This is a genomic window from Lachnospiraceae bacterium, assembly GCA_022794035.1.
GTDB lineage: Bacteria > Bacillota > Clostridia > Lachnospirales > Bianqueaceae > CALWPV01.
In genome coordinates this window covers 203,923-219,775 of the sequence record JAAWDX010000003.1, presented here as the reverse complement: position 1 = coordinate 219,775, position 15,853 = coordinate 203,923, and the positions used below count along the sequence as shown (strand labels likewise).

The following is a 15,853-nucleotide window of genomic DNA, read 5'->3' as shown; positions in this document are numbered from 1 at the left end:
CATTTATGCTTGCTTCCCCTGGTATGAGAAAAAAATCACATACTTTTGTAAATCATCTGTCTGCATCAAATGACTTACAAAAATATGTGAGCACAAAGATGTTACCTGACACATGCACACCATATCATACAAAAGAATACGTGTCAAGAATTTTTTTAAAATTCTCAAAAATAATTCAAGAACTTCATTATTGGATTGAACAAGCCGTTTATAATCAGCTTTTTTTCCTTAAGTCCGTCCCCTGAGATGGCGTATGCCCTTTGCGAAGATGGCCTGTCGCGCTATTTAACGGTTTATGCCCGCTAAAAGCATAAAATAGGCGCATCATAACGCCCACAAAACTAACTCGCCCGCAAAAAATAAAAAATCATCCCTTTCCTCTTGACAGAACATTTATTCTCTTGTATGATACAAATATACGAATATTTATTCTTATTAGAACGAACAAGCCGAGGATACTTCCCATGGATATCATGCAAAAGCTTCAAATTCTTACCGATGCAGCCAAATACGATGTGGCCTGCACCTCCAGTGGTGTTGACCGCTCCAATTCAGCCGGCGGCATTGGCAGTGCTGCCAGTTGCGGCATCTGTCATTCCTTTTCTGCCGACGGCCGCTGTATTTCCCTACTCAAGGTACTCATGACCAATTACTGCGTTTATGACTGCAAATACTGCGTCAACCGGCGCTCCAACGATACCAGGCGCACGGCCTTCACTCCTCGTGAGCTCGCAGAGCTTACGATCGCCTTCTACCGGCGTAATTACATCGAGGGCCTCTTTTTAAGCTCCGGTGTTCTTAAAGACCCTAATTATACCTGCGAACGCATGATTTCTGCTCTTTCTATCTTACGCCATGAATATCATTTTAACGGCTATATCCATGCCAAGGCAATCCCCGGCGCGGATCCCAAGCTGATCACCCAGCTCGGCCTTCTGGCCGACCGTATGAGCTGCAATATCGAGCTTCCCTCTCAGGAAAGCCTGCGTCAATTAGCGCCCGACAAGTCTAAAACTTCCATTTTAAAGCCAATGGCTTTAATCCGTGATACCCATCAGGCCAATCGTACCGATCTCATCCGCTATCAGCATGCGCCTCATTTCGCCCCAGCCGGTCAGAGCACCCAGATGATCATCGGTGCCTCACCCGAGACGGACTTTCAGATTTTAAAGCTAACCGAGGGTCTATACCAAAAATATCAGCTCAAGCGCGTCTTTTTCTCCGCTTATACTCCCGTGGTAGAAAATCCGCTGCTCCCTGCGCTGACGACAAAACCGCCCTTGCTACGTGAGCACCGCCTCTATCAGGCCGACTGGCTGCTGCGCTTTTATCATTTTCAGGCTGATGAACTGCTCGATGAAGCGCATCCCAGCTTCAATCCATTAGTCGATCCCAAATGCAACTGGGCACTGCAACATCCGCAGTATTTTCCAGTCGAGATCAATCGCGCACCCTATGAATCGCTCCTGCGCGTGCCAGGCATCGGTCCGCGCAGTGCCAAACGGATTGTTGCCGCACGGCGGCTTGCTCCCATCGATTTTTCAGGACTTAAAAAAATCGGCGTTGTCCTCAAGCGGGCGCAATACTTTATTTTGTGCAGCGGACAAACTATCGGACATCTGTCTTTAAAGCAGGACACTGTCATCCGCTCTCTGCTAAGCACGCAAGGCGTGGAACACATGAATGCCTTTTTGCAGCAGCAGCCCGAGCAGCTTTCTCTATTTGCCCCCTCAGCGCAGGAGCTGCACAGTCTGGTCAAGGAGGGCATTGCTTTATGATCCATTATCCAAATCTGATTTACACCTATGACGGCAGCTATGAGGGGCTTCTGTCCTGTGTATTTGAAAGCTTTCTGCACAAAGAAATCCCTGTCGACATTCAAATAGAAGGAGATGCGCAGCTTTCGCTGACGCCGCTGCACCGCATTGCTACCAATGAGGCTTATGCAGCGCGGGTCGCCCGCGCACTGCCGCAAAAGCTTGGGCCGGATGTGGCGGCCTTTTTCCAGTTCGCCTTTCTCACCTGTCTTTCAGGCAAGGAGCTTTATATGCTCCGCTTCCTTCATCTCGCTTTTCAGCGCGGACCGGCCGTTCTGAATATGCTGACTGATAACACGGTGCATGTTCTCTCCAAGGCTGTGCAGACGCTTCATAATGAAACTCATTTTTTCAAGCAGTTTATCCGCTTTTCTGACTACCATTCGTTTCTGGTCACCGTCATTCACCCCAACAATTTTGTACTGCCGCTGCTGCAGAGCCATTTCTGCGACCGCTTTAGGCACGAATCCTTTCTCATCTATGATGAAACGCATGCCATGGCGCTCTTTTACCAACCTGGTCATCCGCAGATCATGCCCCTGCAGGAGCTGTTTCTCGAAGCGCCCACACCTGCCGAACAAAAATACCGGGCTCTTTGGCAGACCTATTATGATACGGTTGCCATTAAAGCCCGGTATAACCCGAAATGTCGTATGAATCATATGCCGAAGCGCTACTGGAAATACATGACCGAATTTGGCGCCGCCGGCATCGCCCGCTACGAGGCTAAGCCTGCTCCTGCTCGTGCGCCTCACACAGAAAAGCTGCAATCGCTTCCGCTCGTCCCGTAACCGTGCCCTGCACCATCTGCGCACTGCCGCCGCCTTTCGCGCCAAAGCGCTGCGCAAGCTCCTTAGCCAGAGGGCGCACATCCTTCTTGGTGCTGCCGATCAGATATTGATATGTCTCCTCGCTCCCTTTCTTTGGCAGCAGCACAGCGCCATACCCCGGCAATCTCGCCGCCAGCTGATTCACCAAGCTGCGCGCGGCCACAGCATCCATGTTTTTCTCAATCAGACAGACCGATGACTGCTCCAAAGGCTGCTGCAAACGGCACTCGATCAGCTCCTGCGAAAGCGCCGCCACCTGCTCCTTCAGGCGATCCATTTCGCCATTTTGTTTTTCTACCGCTTTCCCAATCTCCTCCGCCTTCACCGAAAGCGCCGCTCCGAGCTCCTTCAAAAGCCGGCTTTTAACGCCATAATCCACTAGGGCCCTCTGCCCGCACAGGATCGTCAGGCGCACGCCTCCCTTATAGCTCTCGGCTGAGGCAATCTTAATCTGGCCAATTTCTCCGGTACGGCGCACATGCGGCGCGCAGCACGCGCAGCAATCCGCATCTGCCACCTTCACAATGCGTACAGCGCCCGTCAGTTTCTTTTTGCTGCGGTATTCCATCCGGGCAAGCTCCTCTGGCCCGGGATAGCTCACTGTAATCGGCAGGTTTTCATAAATCGCCTGATTGGCACGCCGTTCTAATTCTTCCAGCTCTTCTGCACTGAAAACGCCGTCAAAATCTATCGTTGTCACAGCCTCATTCATATGAAAACCTACATTATGAACACCCTTCCATGCATAGGCCAGTCCAGACAAAATATGCTCTCCGGAATGCTGCTGCATATAATCATAACGAAAAGCCCAGTCAATCTGTCCTTTTACTACCGAGCCGCATACAATGGGATTTTCTATATAATGATAGACCTCTCCTTCTTCCTCCTGCACATCGTGCACCGTCTGTCCATCCAAAATCCCCCGGTCAGCCGGCTGGCCGCCGCCTTCCGCAAAAAAGGCTGTCTGATCCAGCACTACCTTATAGCCGGTTTCCGCCGGCAGACAAGAAAGAACCTTCGCTTCAAAGCTCTGAATATGCGAATCCTCGTCATACAGCTTTCTGGTCATGCCTTTGCCCCTCCGTCATTTTGCGCTGCGCGCGCTTCTAAAATCCGTTCGCCGATGCTGATGTCCTCCGGCGTTGTGATCTTAATATTTTCATAGGAGCCCTGTACGATCTTCACCGGCAGATCCAGGTACTTTTCTACAATTTGGCTGTCATCAGTACAGGCATAATCACCCATCACCATCGCATGGCGATGTGCATTTAAAATGTCTGGATAGCGAAACGCCTGCGGCGTCTGCGCACTCCACAGATTGCTCCGTGGCGGCGTTTGCACGGCAAACCCCTTTTTGTTGGCCACTTTAATCGTATCCTTGACCGGCACAGCAAGCAGCGCGCCGCCATGCTTTCGGGCTGCCTCAATCGTCTCCTTGATCTGCTGGCGCGTGACCAGCGGCCGCGCTCCATCGTGAATGACAGCCATCGTGCAATCCTTTGGAATTGCGCTGAGTCCTTTTAGCACAGACTCCTGCCTTGTGCTGCCGCCCGGCAGAATATCCTTTACCTTTTCAATATGATGATCATGAATCAAGTGCTGACAGAGATCCAGATCATCCCGGCTGACCATCAGCAAAATCCCTTCAATCTCCGGCACCTCGGCCAGCGTCTGCAGCGTGCGGATCAGAATTTCCTTTCCTTTCAGGCGAATGAACTGCTTTTTCACTGCCATCCCCATGCGTTTGCCAATGCCGGCCGCCGGCACAACCGCCCATATTTTTTCCATTCTCTCTTTATATCCTTACTTTCTATTCTTACTTTTCTTATTTTGTGCCAAAGATGCGGTCGCCTGCATCACCAAGACCGGGCACAATGTATTTATGATCATTCAGCTTTTCATCGAGCGCGCCGATATAGATATCCACATCCGGATGCTCCTGCGTCAGCTTTTCCACGCCCTCGGGCGCAGCGATAATGCACAGAAAGTGAATGTGCTCAATGCCTCTTTCCTTAAGCATCGTAATCGCAGCAGCCGCTGAACCGCCGGTGGCCAGCATCGGATCCACCACAAATACCTCGCGCTCGCTGCAATCAGCTGGCAGCTTGCAGTAATATTCGATCGGCAGCGCCGTCTCCGGGTCACGATACAGCCCGATATGTCCTACCTTTGCACCGGGAACGATCGTCAGGAGCCCATCCACCATGCCCAGCCCGGCCCGCAGAATGGGTACGACTGCCATTTTCTTTCCTTTGATTTCTTTAACCGTTGTTTTACAGATGGGCGTTTCGATCGCCACATCCGTCAGCGGCAAAAAGCGCGTCGCTTCATAGCACATCAGCATAGCGATCTCTCCCACCAGCTGCCTAAAATCCTTTGATGTCGTTTCCTTACGCCTAAGCACGCCGATCTTGTGCTGAATCAGCGGATGCTGCATCACATGTACCTGTTCCATCCTTTGCCTCCTTGTGCCGAAATATGCAATAATTGTGCTTATTATAGCAAGTTTGCATGAGAAAAGCAAACCCTGCGTACCAATCTTAAGAATTTTTCAAAAACAACTTGACAGGCCTATTCTTTTCAGATATAATGAAATTCGCGTTTGTGGATGACGCTGTTGGAGAGGTGTCCGAGTGGTCGAAGGAGCTGGTCTCGAAATCCAGTGTCTCCGCAAGGGGCCGTGGGTTCGAATCCCACCCTTTCCGCTTTATCGTTATATTTGTTTTCGTAGGCGCCTTGCCAGTGCTTACATTTTATGGAGAAGTACCCAAGTGGCTGAAGGGGCTCCCCTGGAAAGGGAGTAGGTCGTTAATAGCGGCGCAAGAGTTCAAATCTCTTCTTCTCCGCTCAAGGTCGTTTCGTTTTCATTACGATTGCGGGGCGGCTTTTTGTTTACCTAAATTTATCGAAAGGAGCAACATATGCAGCTACCCAAGGGGAAATTCCCTTACATTTTTGGCTCTCTATTTGCCATCGTCATTCTCTGTCTCCTCTTTGTACTGCCGGAGACAATCGCCAACAAAAAATCCGAACGCTTTGCCGGTGCCTTTGCCGCCCCGCTCTTTGAGCACGAGATGCCGGAGGGTGCGCGCTTTATCTCCAGCTCCGCTTCCGAGGATCAAGTTGCCCGTGCCGTCAGCGCCACCATCATCCTGCAAAGCGACTGGAGCAAAGAACAGATCGAGCAGCTTTATCAGGACCGCGTCTACCCGCCTGCGCGGGAAAATGACGAAGTCACTCTTTCGGTCATACCGCTTGATGACAGCAGTTTAAATGCCCTTCAGCAGGCAGGGCTTTATCAGGAAAGCGGCGGCTCCTATTGGTTTATTTATCTATACAGCGCGCCGCCTGCATAAAAACAGCTTCCTTTCCGTCATCCTGAAAGGAAGCTGTTTTACTATATTCATGAAATTTTAGCGCTCTGCGCTTTCGCTCTGCACTCAGCCTTTTACGTAATTTTCTACTACGCTCTTTAGCACATCGAACTGGCAGGGGCCTGCTTCTAAAATGATCTTGTGAAACTCTGATTCGTCGAACCGCTCCTGCAGCGCCGTCTCAGCATAGCCGCGAAGCTCTTCAAACTCCAGCCAGCCAGTGCAGTACATCTGGTAGTTGGCGGGCTCGGCAATCACATATTCCATGACGCCCTCGGCGGCAGAGGCATCGTAGCCATTGTCGCTCAGATAGGTCTGCGTCTCCTCGAGCGTCCAGCCTTCGTAGTTGATGCCGATCTCTAACCGCGCAGATACGAGCAGATTGAGCTCGCCGTTGATTCTCTCGAGCGTGGCAAAGCCCGGATCCTCAAAATCATAATAGTCGTAGCTCATCATCTCCACATAGGTGGCCCAGCCCTCCTGATAACCGCTAAAGGACAGCAGCGCCCGGATCGGCTCTGGCTCCTGAGAAAGGAAATAGACGAACTGATACATATGGCCGGGGATCCCTTCGTGTGCAAATGTGGCCCAGAGAGAACCCATGCTCTCCGTCCCGCCATTGATGTAAATGGAGTTATTATGATAATCATCCATCGCAGGCGTCATATAAAATGCTGGACTGACACTGGCTTCTAATGATTTATGCACCGGACTCACTTTGAATTCGATCGGCGGAATCTCCGGGAACCGGTCGGAAAAGACCTCTTGAAAATGCTGGATGGCTTCCTTCGGATCGAGATCGCCATAGATATCTTCCTTTTCTATATACGCATAATACACATCCTGATGTTCCATGAAAAACGCATACAGCTCGCCGAGCCGTTCCTCCATGGCGCTCTCCAGCAGCGCAATCACCTCTTCCGGCGTCTTGCTGGTGCCCACGTTGCTTTTCAGAAGATACTCATAATATTCCTTGCCGCCCTCCAGATGGCTCAGGCCCAGCTCATTTTTACCGGTACCCTGCAGCTCCTTAAAAACGCGGATCACTTCCTCATAAGTGGGAATGACATATGACAGTACTGCGTCATAATTCATCTTTTGATAGGCCTCGATCTGCTGCTGTGAAAGGCCGGGCACCTGAGCAACCCTGTCATTAAACGTTTCGATCAGCAGGTTTTCCTCCGGCGTAGCGATAAAGTCGGAGCACTGGCGAATGACCTCCTCTGCACAGCCCTTTGCCATGAAAAGACCCTTTTCGGATTTGACCCGTTCAAAATCCAAGTAGCTCTGAAAATAGGCGGGCATCTGCTCGATCAGCTGCAGATAATCCTCCACATCCTGCTGATTGTAAAGCTTGTATTCCGAAAGCGTAATCGGCAGGTTGGCCTGCACGCCGCTGGTATAGGCAAATGGCTCATACAGAAACGGATGGTCATAGAAGGCCAGCTCCGTCTGCATCAGCTCGTGGACCACATCATAATTTAGCTTCTGCTCATCCGTCAGCTGGCGATAGCGAAAGCCCTCCAGCTCCTTCAGACTGTCCTCCAATTCTTTTTTGGCCTCTGCCAGCCCTTCCTCCGAAAAGTCCACCTCGCCATACGTCACCTCGGGCGGCGTAATCCCCTGTTTTTCCGGATCAGCCAGCGTGTAATGCAATGTGATCGTGTCGCTTGTCACCTCGTCTGCAAACATCTCCTGCAGAAACGCATCAAACGCCTGCTGCTCCTTTTCCGGAGAGCAGCCGCTGAGCAGCGCCCCCGAAAGGACCAGGCACAACCCAAGCAGCACTGCCGTACATTTTTGCTTTATTTTCATAGTAACCTCCATTTTACATTGATACCCGTTTATGATAGCATGATATTTTTTCAAAATCAACTGTCACTTGACCCCGACTCAACAAGCACTTGATCGCTTTTACGCCGCATCTGTGCTATGCTATCTGCAGATTCGGATCTACAACATTTCATTTCAAAGAAAGGATCGATTTTATGTTTAACATGCAGCACACAGCCAAAATCATTTCCTCAGCGCGCAAAGCGCGCAATATGACGCAGCTTGAGCTTGCTGACCAGCTTGGCGTCAGCTTTCAGGCAGTGAGCAATTGGGAGCGAGGCATCTCCATGCCGGATATTGCCAAGCTTCCCGACGTCGCTCGCTTACTCTCGGTCTCAATTGATGAACTGCTGGGAGAATCCTCTTCTCTTGTAAACGGCTTACTTTCTGAGGAAGGCGATGCGTATCTGGAAAATGCTCAAATTTCTCCCCAAGAACTGGAAACAGCCGCTCCCGTTCTAAAGCCGGATCAATTTAAAACGGCCTTTGAACACACGGATCCCCCCATAGAGTTTTCGGGAGATTTATCAGAACTTTCCTCTCTTCTTCCTTATCTTGATGAAGAAACAATGGATGGTCTGGCTCAGGCGGCTTATGAAAAGCACGGTATCTGTGCGCTTTCCTCCGTTGCGCCTTTTATAAGTTCAGGCCGCATCGATGCCATTGCGCAGCAAGAATATGAAAAGAATGGGATAGATCATGTTGCGCCTATCGCTCCCTTTCTCTCCCAGAATGTAATCGACGAGCTGGCTCAAAAAACCTATGAGAGAGATGGAATTAGCACGCTCTCCTCTGTCGCCCCCTTTATGAGCTCAGGCTATATCGATGCCATTGCGCAGCAGGAGTATGAAAAAAATGGGATAGACCATGTTGCCTCCATTGCTCCATTTCTCTCTCAGCGAACTCTTGATTCGATTGCGAAAAAAGTATTGCTGAATCAGGGGCTTTCTGCAGTTGCACCTATTGCCCCCTTTATCAGTCAAGACTTAATCCAGCAGATCATCCGCGAGCGCTAAGGCGAGGTCAATTAGGACAGATGTACGCAGGTGTGGTGCCGGGGCGTGGGCGGGATAGGTGCACAGGTACGGGGTACGATGCAGATGTACTAGATACGGAATACGATGCAGATGTACTAGGTACGGCTTCCGCCAGCCTTGGGGAAAATCTCTGATTTAGCTGAAATTTTTCCTCCATATCTGGCTGATAACTAATAGAATAGCTGAATTTTACCATCCGCGCGGATGCCTCCCTCACTGTATGGCGGAATTTTTTCCGCCATACAGTGTCCAGCTCCATGTTCTGGTAGAAATTTTTACGCCATTTTCTAAAATCCCCTATCTCTGGCTCACCCCCTCTTATCCAAGATTTTCAAATTAAGACTTGACAGTACTAAGAAGCTATTATATAATAATCGTCGTTGAAAGAATTTCATATATGCGCGAATGGCTCAGTGGTAGAGCATCGCCTTGCCAAGGCGAGGGTCGCGAGTTCGAATCTCGTTTCGCGCTCTGAAAAATAATCTCTGAAACCTTTTATTTAAGCGGCTTTCAGAGATTTTATTTTTCATTATTTTTTTGATGGAATTTAAAATCCCCATCAAAAATCCCCATCATTTAATTTGTAGAATCAACCCAGCCTCGTTTCATCCATCATTCTTTTAAAGATGATGTAGAATAAATTTAAAAACTGTAAAGAAACTAGCTGCTCCTTTACAGATAAAGGAGGATCGCATTGTAAAGCTAAATTTATAAAATATAAAGAGAGGACTATATATCATGTCTAAAATTTTAAAAATTACCGCTGCTATCCTTTGTATCTTAGGCTTTATTGGCTCCATCGCAAGTGCCAAGATTGCAAATGAGTTTTCCTTCACACTCTTTCTTGGCAGCTTCAGCTCCATAGCCATATCCAGCGCCGTTCTCTTCGCCATTGGCCAGATTCTGGATAATCAGGAAATGATTCTTGGGAATCAGGCAATTTTATTAAAGAATCAAGAACCGGCAGCTGCCGAGCAGCCGCAAAACGAAAATAAAAGCGTCCTTATCCCATCCGCCAGACCAGGCTATTGGCAATGCAAATCCTGTCATACAGAGAATCCCAGCTCTCGCAAAACCTGTCTTGAATGCGGCGCTCCCAAATAAAACAACTATTTTCAAAACCGCTGCCCTTTCGCTACAAAGGGGCAGCGGTTTTATGTTGCCCCAACGCGGCAAACGATCATCCCGCTCCCAGCAGACACGTCCATGTTTTCTCCCCTACTATGCCATCCGGCGCAAGCCCCCTCTGCTGCTGATATGCTTTCACCGCCCTTGCCGATCGCACTGCCAAGCGCCATGTGGCAGGCGGCGCGCCCGGAGGTCTGCGCGGATACGGCGACTGAGATTTGGGCGACCAGTGCAGAGACCATCGGCATATACTGAGCCTCCTTGCTTTCATTTCTTCCAAGCCTTCTTCTGCCAAACTTTCTGAGGCTCTGATTGCCTTTTCTTCTCCTTTTTCAATGCCGACTGCCAAGCCTTCTGATGTGTATTTGCCCAGCTTCATCGTTATCGTTACTTTAGAGGGAGAATGGATATCCAAAGCCCGACCAAGCTCTTCTGCAACACTTCCGGCTAATCCGCTTGCGTTATTTCCATGCTGCCATTCTCTACTGAATTTGCGGCTTCCTGATAAGCATTGTTAAAATCTTCCATCTGCTGCTCTAAAATATACTGATTTGAAGCTTCCGCAAGCTGCAGCTGACCTGTCATAGCTAGTATCGCCTTATCCATTTCTTCAACGCCGCCGCTGGCTGCAGCCGATAAAGCATACTCATAATTACCCACGGTGGTATTCATACTTTCCAGAGTTGCTTTTCTTTCCTCTACAACCCCTCGCTGCACTTGTATCTTTTCAGATAAGGCCTGCTCCGCTGCCAAAAGATCGGTAATTCCACCACTGTACTTCGCGTTTAACGCCTCTCTCTGCTCTTGGGATAAATAATCTTGTTTAGACCACGCCACTTTATCCCTCAGAACCGCATTATATTCCTCTTGGAATTGCCCCAATGTCCCTTGGTTTTTTGCCAGTTCCTCTTTGGCTGCAATTTGATTCTTAAGGCTTTCTGTGTACTCCTCCTCATATACTCTCAAGAGCGTTTCTAATTTTTTCTTCTGGATCAATTCTTCCAACGATTGCTTTAATTCGCCATATTTTACGATCTGTCCATCCACAATCTCTATACCAAGTGAATGGCTTAATGTATTTGTAATTATCTCCGCTCTCTCTTCATACCCTTTTTTTATCCGGCCGTTTTCCTGTGTAATCTTTTGTAACTTGTCGAGCAAACCCTCTGTATGTTGATATTCACCTAACACTCCCGTGGCTTCTGTATTACTATGACTTTTAATTTCTTTCCATTGATTATTCCACTCCGTTGCCTTTGTAATACTTTCCTGCTGCGCATCCGATAATACCCCAAATTGCTTTAGCCACTCCTGTGTATGGTCTGCGACAGCTTGATCCAGAATATTAATTACGCCAACAACTCCTTCAATGGCAAGTCCGATTCCTCCTATCGCTAGCCCAACAGATCCAAATTGGGCACCACCCGCAGCATTGTATCTTTGATTTCCTTTGTTATTTCACCAGTGATTACTTCAAATGGCTGTTTTAATACTTTTCTTATTTCCTCTGTCCGTCTCCCTGTTAATTGCCTAATTACATTTTGAAACCCTTTCTCTAACCCTAAACTATCTATATGTAATTCAATATTAGTACTATCTCCCATTTTATCATCCTTTCTTTTAATAAAGCTTTGATTTTACTTGTTCCGTTCTAGATAAATAGTACGCTAATTTCTGTTGATATCTCTTTAGCAATAATAAAATAATAACATATAATTATTTCATGTTCCGTGCATAAATCATGCAAATTACAGCATCTGACCACAATTAAAGATTTTTACTTTTCTACTGCTTTCTATCTTACAAACCCTTATAATAGTACTATCACTAATTATTCATAGTTTCTTTTAAACCTACACTTTATATTAAGGAGTTGTATCTCATGAAAAAACCTTACTGCTTATGTCCACATTATTGTTCTCCTTGGTTTCTCTCATCGAATGGCAAAGAACTATTCTTCTTTAGCAAATTAAAAAATGACACCTATATTGATCATATCGACATGACCTCTGTTTCGCAGGAAACAATTAAGCAGTATTTTGACTTTTTGATATTACTGCCAATTCTCAAGAGGTCGCTGATATCATGGCACTGATAGACTCCGGTGAAATTGCTGTCATAGAATTATCAGATGGGTCTCATGTTTCTTTCGCTAAACTCGACTGTGTATTTGAATTAGTCTTCAATAAATCTAAATAAAGATAAAATTATTTTTATTTATCTGATGAAAATCATATCGTATTCAGAAAATCACCTTATTAGTCATTAACAGATACGGAGATTGCGCTGCAGTCTCCGTATTTAATTGTTGGTTTCTTGCTTTCTATTCTCAAATCTGTTATGATATATACTATACAAAAGCATTAAGAGGACTCTCATGAAAAAATTTTACACTTTTATCATACTATTTTTATTTCTCTTTATACTTATCTCTTGTCACAAAAAAGAGGATCCACTCCCTTCCCTTTTTTCCGAAATCCAAAATTCCGATTTAGAAGATACTATCATTGACTTTTCCAAACAAATAGCCGGTGCATTAGGCAATTCCCGTAGCACCTTTGTTCTTGATGACTGTTCAGAAAATGAATATACTACTGGTTCGTCTAATACTTTTTTCTATAAAGATATTGAACTTTGGGGCCAAACATATGAGCTAACCCTATCTTTTAGTAATAATGAGCTATGTGAAATTCAGATAGCATCTACAGAAAATAATTTTCTTTCACAAGATCAAATTTCTACGATTCAGTCCCACATTGAACAGCATTTTTCACAAGAGACTGAATTATTTGATTCTGAGGATAATGTCTTTAAAATTAATGAAGATGTTATTTTCACATTTTACGGAAAGGCAAATTCTCAATACGGTTTTATATATCTTTGCCCATCTTATATATCATCTGATGGAATAAATTATCTTACTCAAGAAGTCTTATTAGTTGGAAGTGATATCCCTGCCGGATTATATTATATTAAAGCTTCTTCTGACCTCCCGGCATATTGGAGTACAACAAACGATCCTTTTCGTTCATCCTATAATCGTAGTGACTCTGTAGATAGTTTTGCATATATTCTTGTCTCTGAGGGCGAATTCCTTTACGTTAGTGATGGTCTTTTATTACCAGCTGATCAGGCTCCTATTCCCATGCCCGCTTCTGACGGCAGCTATGGTGAGGGACAATATTTGGTAGGTCGTGATATTCCGGCTGGAAAATACCGGCTTTCCTGTATAGCTCCTAACGAACACTCCTTTTATTATTTATCCTCTAATCCTTATACCTTGGATTACGCTAGTCATCCGAAACACGGCAGTCTTGATAATGATGTATATCTCACGGTTTCTGATGGACAATTTCTTGATATTAGCCATGGAAAGTTTTTTCTGATAGAAAAACCATTTACTACCTATGAACCTGGAACTTATCAAATAGGTGTCGATATCCCTGCCGGACTATACTATGTCCGAGCAACTTCTGGTCGTTTGACTCGTTGGCAGTTATCTCTTGACAATACCTCTCAAACTGTATTTGCTGATGGTTCCCTATATATTTTTAGATATCTTCTTTTATCGGATGGAGACTATTTTCATTTCACTGGTGCTGATCTTCAAATGATTCTAGCAGAAGATGCCCCCCTTCCTTCTCCTTCCTCTGACGGCAGCTACAATGGTGGACAATATCTAGTCGGCCGTGATATTCCTGCCGGAAAGTATAAAATTTCTCCGCTTCCCCGTGCTCGCATATTCTACGCTATTTCTTCTGATCCCAATGGCCTTAATATTCTTTCTTCATCAAAGCCGGTTTATGATGATGATAAAGATAAAAAGGAGATATATTGTACCTTAAATGAAGGCGAATATCTTTATGTAAGAGATTCAACATTTATATTCGTTGAATAAAAAATGAGTGTTTTAACTTGCTTTTAAATTTTTTGATTGAAAAAGGAGCGTTTATTATGAAAAAATCATCTCTCTCTTACTAGCATTCATGCTTACCCTATCTATGACTGCTTGCATTGAAAAGGGTGATCCTGTATTATCACGTTTTTCTAAAGTAGAGAATGTCCCTGTTGAAGAAGCCATTGTAGATTTTTCTAAAAAAGCCTATTCCTTAAGGGGAAAAACTATTGATGATTTCGATATTGAAAAATATGCAAATGTTTCAGAGCCTGATGACTCTTTTGAATCTTATGAAACTTATTTAACTGTTTTTGGCCACCCAAATACTAGAATTCTATTGATGCTCAAGAATAATGAATTTTCTAGTTTATCTATCTTTCTATCCGGTTCTTTTACGTCTGAAGAAACGGAACCCATTCGTACAATTTTAGATTCAAAACTTAAACCTGATGGAATGGTATATCGTATTCAGGATGATATGGTTTTACTTTTTCTAGACGGTTACTCTCATTGCTCTTTTCATTATACGATTGTTCCTCCTAAAGAATAAAACCTTATTCCGATTCAAAGGGATTTTTGATCATGGCCAAAAATCCCTTTCTATTTAACGTTAATTAGCAAAATTATAAGTATTGCTTTTTATTAATTTGATAACTATAATATAAATATATTTTCAAACACCTTTGACTGAAGACGAGCTTGCCTCTCTTACTGCAAATTTAGATTCTAAATTTCCAAGTTATGATACTGGTTATCAAATTGATGATGAAACTCTTGCTTTCTTTTCTCAGGATCATATCCTTTATGGAATTCCTTTCGATAAACGATAATCATACCTTTTACTAATTTAATAGGAGGCTTCTATTCCATGAAAAAAACCTTACTGCTCACTGTCATATTATTATTCTCCTTGGTTTCCCTTATCGGATGCAAGGATAAAAAAGTAGAGTCCAATGAACACTTCGGATATACCTTAGATCATATAAAAAAAGAATTAAAAATTGATTCCTTTGATTTTCAGAGCAATTTCCCCGAACAGTTAATATATAGCAACGAAAATGGCGATGCATTTTGCTTTTTTACTTCTCATCCTGAAAAATATGAATATATCGATTATATCGTCATCGATGCTGCTACTTCAGAAGATTTATTTTCTTATTTGGAACAAGCCAACCAAGTCTTGGATCTATACTCAGAAAGCGATTCGAAGCAGCTTTTGGCTCTATGTAATACTGACATCCATGGTGCCCCTATCTCTGCCTCACTTCCTACTCTTTTTGGCACGGAAGATGTAAATCATGCAAAATATGAATTTCTTTATCTGTTTAATGATAATCTAAATAAATACATTTATAGGCTCCGTATATTCGCCTAATCTTTATATTTCATCACTTTAAAGGAGTACCGATTATGAAACGACTTTTTTCTTGCCTGCTCATTTTTTTACTTACCTTATCTATAACGGGATGCGGACAGAAGGATCCCGTTCTTTCCCTTCTTTCTAAAATGGAGACGGCTTCTTTAGAGGAATCCATCGTTGATTTTTCTGAGCAAATATCCTCTATAATTAAACGGCCTGCCGCTGATTTTCAGCTTGACGAATATTTAAAAGATGATTCCTCCGATCCTGATTTCACCTATTATAAAAAAGAAATAACTGTTTTTAACCACCCTTGTAAACTAACTCTTTCTTTCACTGACAATCAGCTAACGTACTTAGATATCGATTTCGACTCTCCGCTGACAGAAGCTGAAATCTCTTCCCTTCAATCAATTCTTACAGCTCATTTCTCCTTATATAAAGATAGCACTTTCTTCGATATTGGAAATGAAACAGTTCTCGTATTTTGGGCATTACCGGATATACTGACACAGCTTTCTTATGGTATTCCTTTAGCAAATCAAAGTTAAAACTTCACTTAAAGAGAAATATCCT

At 44.9% G+C, this 15,853-nt stretch carries 16 protein-coding genes and 3 tRNA genes; 12 read left to right on the top strand and 7 right to left on the bottom strand.

Annotated elements, in window-relative coordinates; genetic code table 11:
• The first annotated feature begins 464 nt into the window (after positions 1–464).
• The gene (locus tag HFE64_02730; GenBank protein MCI8632381.1) at positions 465–1,778 is read left to right on the top strand and encodes a putative DNA modification/repair radical SAM protein; all 1,314 of its coding nucleotides are present in this window, start codon (positions 465–467) and stop codon (positions 1,776–1,778) included.
• On the top strand, positions 1,775–2,608 hold the full coding sequence (locus HFE64_02725) for a DNA metabolism protein (protein ID MCI8632380.1): 834 nt from the start codon (positions 1,775–1,777) through the stop codon (positions 2,606–2,608). Before HFE64_02730 ends, HFE64_02725 begins: the two co-directional genes overlap by 4 nt.
• On the opposite strand, the gene HFE64_02720 is transcribed toward HFE64_02725, so the two are convergent.
• The 3 genes from HFE64_02720 to upp are packed head-to-tail and all read right to left on the bottom strand — an operon-like array spanning position 2,544 to position 5,102.
• Positions 2,544–3,716 carry a hypothetical protein gene (locus HFE64_02720; protein MCI8632379.1) on the bottom strand — a complete coding sequence of 391 codons (1,173 nt, stop codon included), beginning with the start codon at positions 3,714–3,716 and terminating at the stop codon, positions 2,544–2,546. The two genes, HFE64_02725 and HFE64_02720, sit on opposite strands and share 65 nt — an antisense overlap.
• Positions 3,713–4,435, bottom strand: a complete 723-nt coding sequence (gene ispD, locus HFE64_02715; GenBank protein MCI8632378.1) for a 2-C-methyl-D-erythritol 4-phosphate cytidylyltransferase — start codon at positions 4,433–4,435, stop codon at positions 3,713–3,715. The genes HFE64_02720 and ispD overlap by 4 nt, the downstream gene beginning before the upstream one ends.
• Before the next feature lie 37 nt (positions 4,436–4,472).
• Positions 4,473–5,102: a uracil phosphoribosyltransferase gene (gene upp, locus HFE64_02710; protein MCI8632377.1), complete on the bottom strand. Its 630-nt coding sequence runs from the start codon at positions 5,100–5,102 to the stop codon at positions 4,473–4,475.
• 164 nt (positions 5,103–5,266) lie between these two features.
• Between upp and HFE64_02705 the strand changes: the two genes are divergently transcribed.
• From HFE64_02705 to HFE64_02695, 3 genes are all read left to right on the top strand, one after another.
• Positions 5,267–5,352, top strand: a tRNA-Ser gene (locus tag HFE64_02705).
• A gap of 52 nt (positions 5,353–5,404) precedes the next feature.
• Positions 5,405–5,493, top strand: a tRNA-Ser gene (locus HFE64_02700).
• 75 nt (positions 5,494–5,568) lie between these two features.
• Positions 5,569–6,003: a hypothetical protein gene (locus HFE64_02695; protein ID MCI8632376.1), complete on the top strand. Its 435-nt coding sequence runs from the start codon at positions 5,569–5,571 to the stop codon at positions 6,001–6,003.
• A gap of 84 nt (positions 6,004–6,087) precedes the next feature.
• Here HFE64_02695 and HFE64_02690 read toward each other — a convergent pair whose 3' ends face one another.
• Entirely contained in the window at positions 6,088–7,836 is a 1,749-nt protein-coding gene (locus HFE64_02690) for a DUF885 domain-containing protein (protein MCI8632375.1), read from the bottom strand.
• 173 nt (positions 7,837–8,009) lie between these two features.
• Here HFE64_02690 and HFE64_02685 point away from each other — a divergent pair, with 173 nt between their 5' ends.
• The 3 genes from HFE64_02685 to HFE64_02675 all read left to right on the top strand — a co-directional run bounded on the left by HFE64_02685 (position 8,010) and on the right by HFE64_02675 (position 9,995).
• Positions 8,010–8,870, top strand: coding sequence for a helix-turn-helix transcriptional regulator (locus HFE64_02685; protein ID MCI8632374.1), 861 nt, complete (start codon positions 8,010–8,012; stop codon positions 8,868–8,870).
• A 420-nt stretch (positions 8,871–9,290) separates the two neighbouring features.
• A tRNA-Gly gene (locus HFE64_02680) sits at positions 9,291–9,362 on the top strand.
• 267 nt (positions 9,363–9,629) lie between these two features.
• Positions 9,630–9,995, top strand: a complete 366-nt coding sequence (locus HFE64_02675) for a hypothetical protein (GenBank protein ID MCI8632373.1) — start codon at positions 9,630–9,632, stop codon at positions 9,993–9,995.
• 76 nt (positions 9,996–10,071) lie between these two features.
• Here the strand turns inward: HFE64_02675 and HFE64_02670 are convergent, their stop codons facing one another.
• The 3 genes from HFE64_02670 to HFE64_02660 all read right to left on the bottom strand — a co-directional run bounded on the left by HFE64_02670 (position 10,072) and on the right by HFE64_02660 (position 11,623).
• Positions 10,072–10,290 (bottom strand): peptidoglycan-binding protein, encoded by a 219-nt coding sequence (locus tag HFE64_02670; GenBank protein ID MCI8632372.1) that lies wholly within the window; start codon positions 10,288–10,290, stop codon positions 10,072–10,074.
• A 176-nt stretch (positions 10,291–10,466) separates the two neighbouring features.
• Positions 10,467–11,210 carry a hypothetical protein gene (locus HFE64_02665; GenBank protein ID MCI8632371.1) on the bottom strand — a complete coding sequence of 248 codons (744 nt, stop codon included), beginning with the start codon at positions 11,208–11,210 and terminating at the stop codon, positions 10,467–10,469.
• 203 nt (positions 11,211–11,413) lie between these two features.
• Positions 11,414–11,623, bottom strand: coding sequence for a hypothetical protein (locus HFE64_02660; GenBank protein MCI8632370.1), 210 nt, complete (start codon positions 11,621–11,623; stop codon positions 11,414–11,416).
• Between the two features lie 773 nt (positions 11,624–12,396).
• Between HFE64_02660 and HFE64_02655 the strand changes: the two genes are divergently transcribed.
• From HFE64_02655 to HFE64_02640, 4 genes are all read left to right on the top strand, one after another.
• A complete protein-coding gene (locus HFE64_02655) occupies positions 12,397–13,917 on the top strand; it encodes a hypothetical protein (GenBank protein MCI8632369.1) in 1,521 nt (506 codons plus the stop codon).
• An 88-nt stretch (positions 13,918–14,005) separates the two neighbouring features.
• Complete coding sequence (locus HFE64_02650; protein ID MCI8632368.1) at positions 14,006–14,467, top strand: hypothetical protein; 462 nt, start codon at positions 14,006–14,008, stop codon at positions 14,465–14,467.
• 318 nt (positions 14,468–14,785) lie between these two features.
• Positions 14,786–15,292: a hypothetical protein gene (locus tag HFE64_02645; GenBank protein MCI8632367.1), complete on the top strand. Its 507-nt coding sequence runs from the start codon at positions 14,786–14,788 to the stop codon at positions 15,290–15,292.
• Between the two features lie 35 nt (positions 15,293–15,327).
• A complete protein-coding gene (locus HFE64_02640) occupies positions 15,328–15,828 on the top strand; it encodes a hypothetical protein (protein ID MCI8632366.1) in 501 nt (166 codons plus the stop codon).
• Positions 15,829–15,853 lie beyond the last annotated feature (25 nt).

Bases quoted from the DNA above. Each gene is read 5' to 3' on its own strand.
- ispD (MCI8632378.1), bottom strand. From the start codon at position 4,435: ATGGAAAAAATATGGGCGGTTGTGCCGGCGGCCGGCATTGGCAAACGC.
- upp (MCI8632377.1), bottom strand. From the start codon at position 5,102: ATGGAACAGGTACATGTGATGCAGCATCCGCTGATTCAGCACAAGATC.
- HFE64_02675 (MCI8632373.1), top strand. From the start codon at position 9,630: ATGTCTAAAATTTTAAAAATTACCGCTGCTATCCTTTGTATCTTAGGC.
- HFE64_02660 (MCI8632370.1), bottom strand. From the start codon at position 11,623: ATGGGAGATAGTACTAATATTGAATTACATATAGATAGTTTAGGGTTA.
- HFE64_02640 (MCI8632366.1), top strand. From the start codon at position 15,328: ATGAAACGACTTTTTTCTTGCCTGCTCATTTTTTTACTTACCTTATCT.
- HFE64_02730 (MCI8632381.1), top strand. From the start codon at position 465: ATGGATATCATGCAAAAGCTTCAAATTCTTACCGATGCAGCCAAATAC.
- HFE64_02645 (MCI8632367.1), top strand. From the start codon at position 14,786: ATGAAAAAAACCTTACTGCTCACTGTCATATTATTATTCTCCTTGGTT.
- HFE64_02690 (MCI8632375.1), bottom strand. From the start codon at position 7,836: ATGAAAATAAAGCAAAAATGTACGGCAGTGCTGCTTGGGTTGTGCCTG.
- HFE64_02655 (MCI8632369.1), top strand. From the start codon at position 12,397: ATGAAAAAATTTTACACTTTTATCATACTATTTTTATTTCTCTTTATA.
- HFE64_02725 (MCI8632380.1), top strand. From the start codon at position 1,775: ATGATCCATTATCCAAATCTGATTTACACCTATGACGGCAGCTATGAG.
- HFE64_02670 (MCI8632372.1), bottom strand. From the start codon at position 10,290: ATGAAAGCAAGGAGGCTCAGTATATGCCGATGGTCTCTGCACTGGTCG.
- HFE64_02695 (MCI8632376.1), top strand. From the start codon at position 5,569: ATGCAGCTACCCAAGGGGAAATTCCCTTACATTTTTGGCTCTCTATTT.
- HFE64_02650 (MCI8632368.1), top strand. From the start codon at position 14,006: ATGCTTACCCTATCTATGACTGCTTGCATTGAAAAGGGTGATCCTGTA.
- HFE64_02685 (MCI8632374.1), top strand. From the start codon at position 8,010: ATGTTTAACATGCAGCACACAGCCAAAATCATTTCCTCAGCGCGCAAA.
- HFE64_02720 (MCI8632379.1), bottom strand. From the start codon at position 3,716: ATGACCAGAAAGCTGTATGACGAGGATTCGCATATTCAGAGCTTTGAA.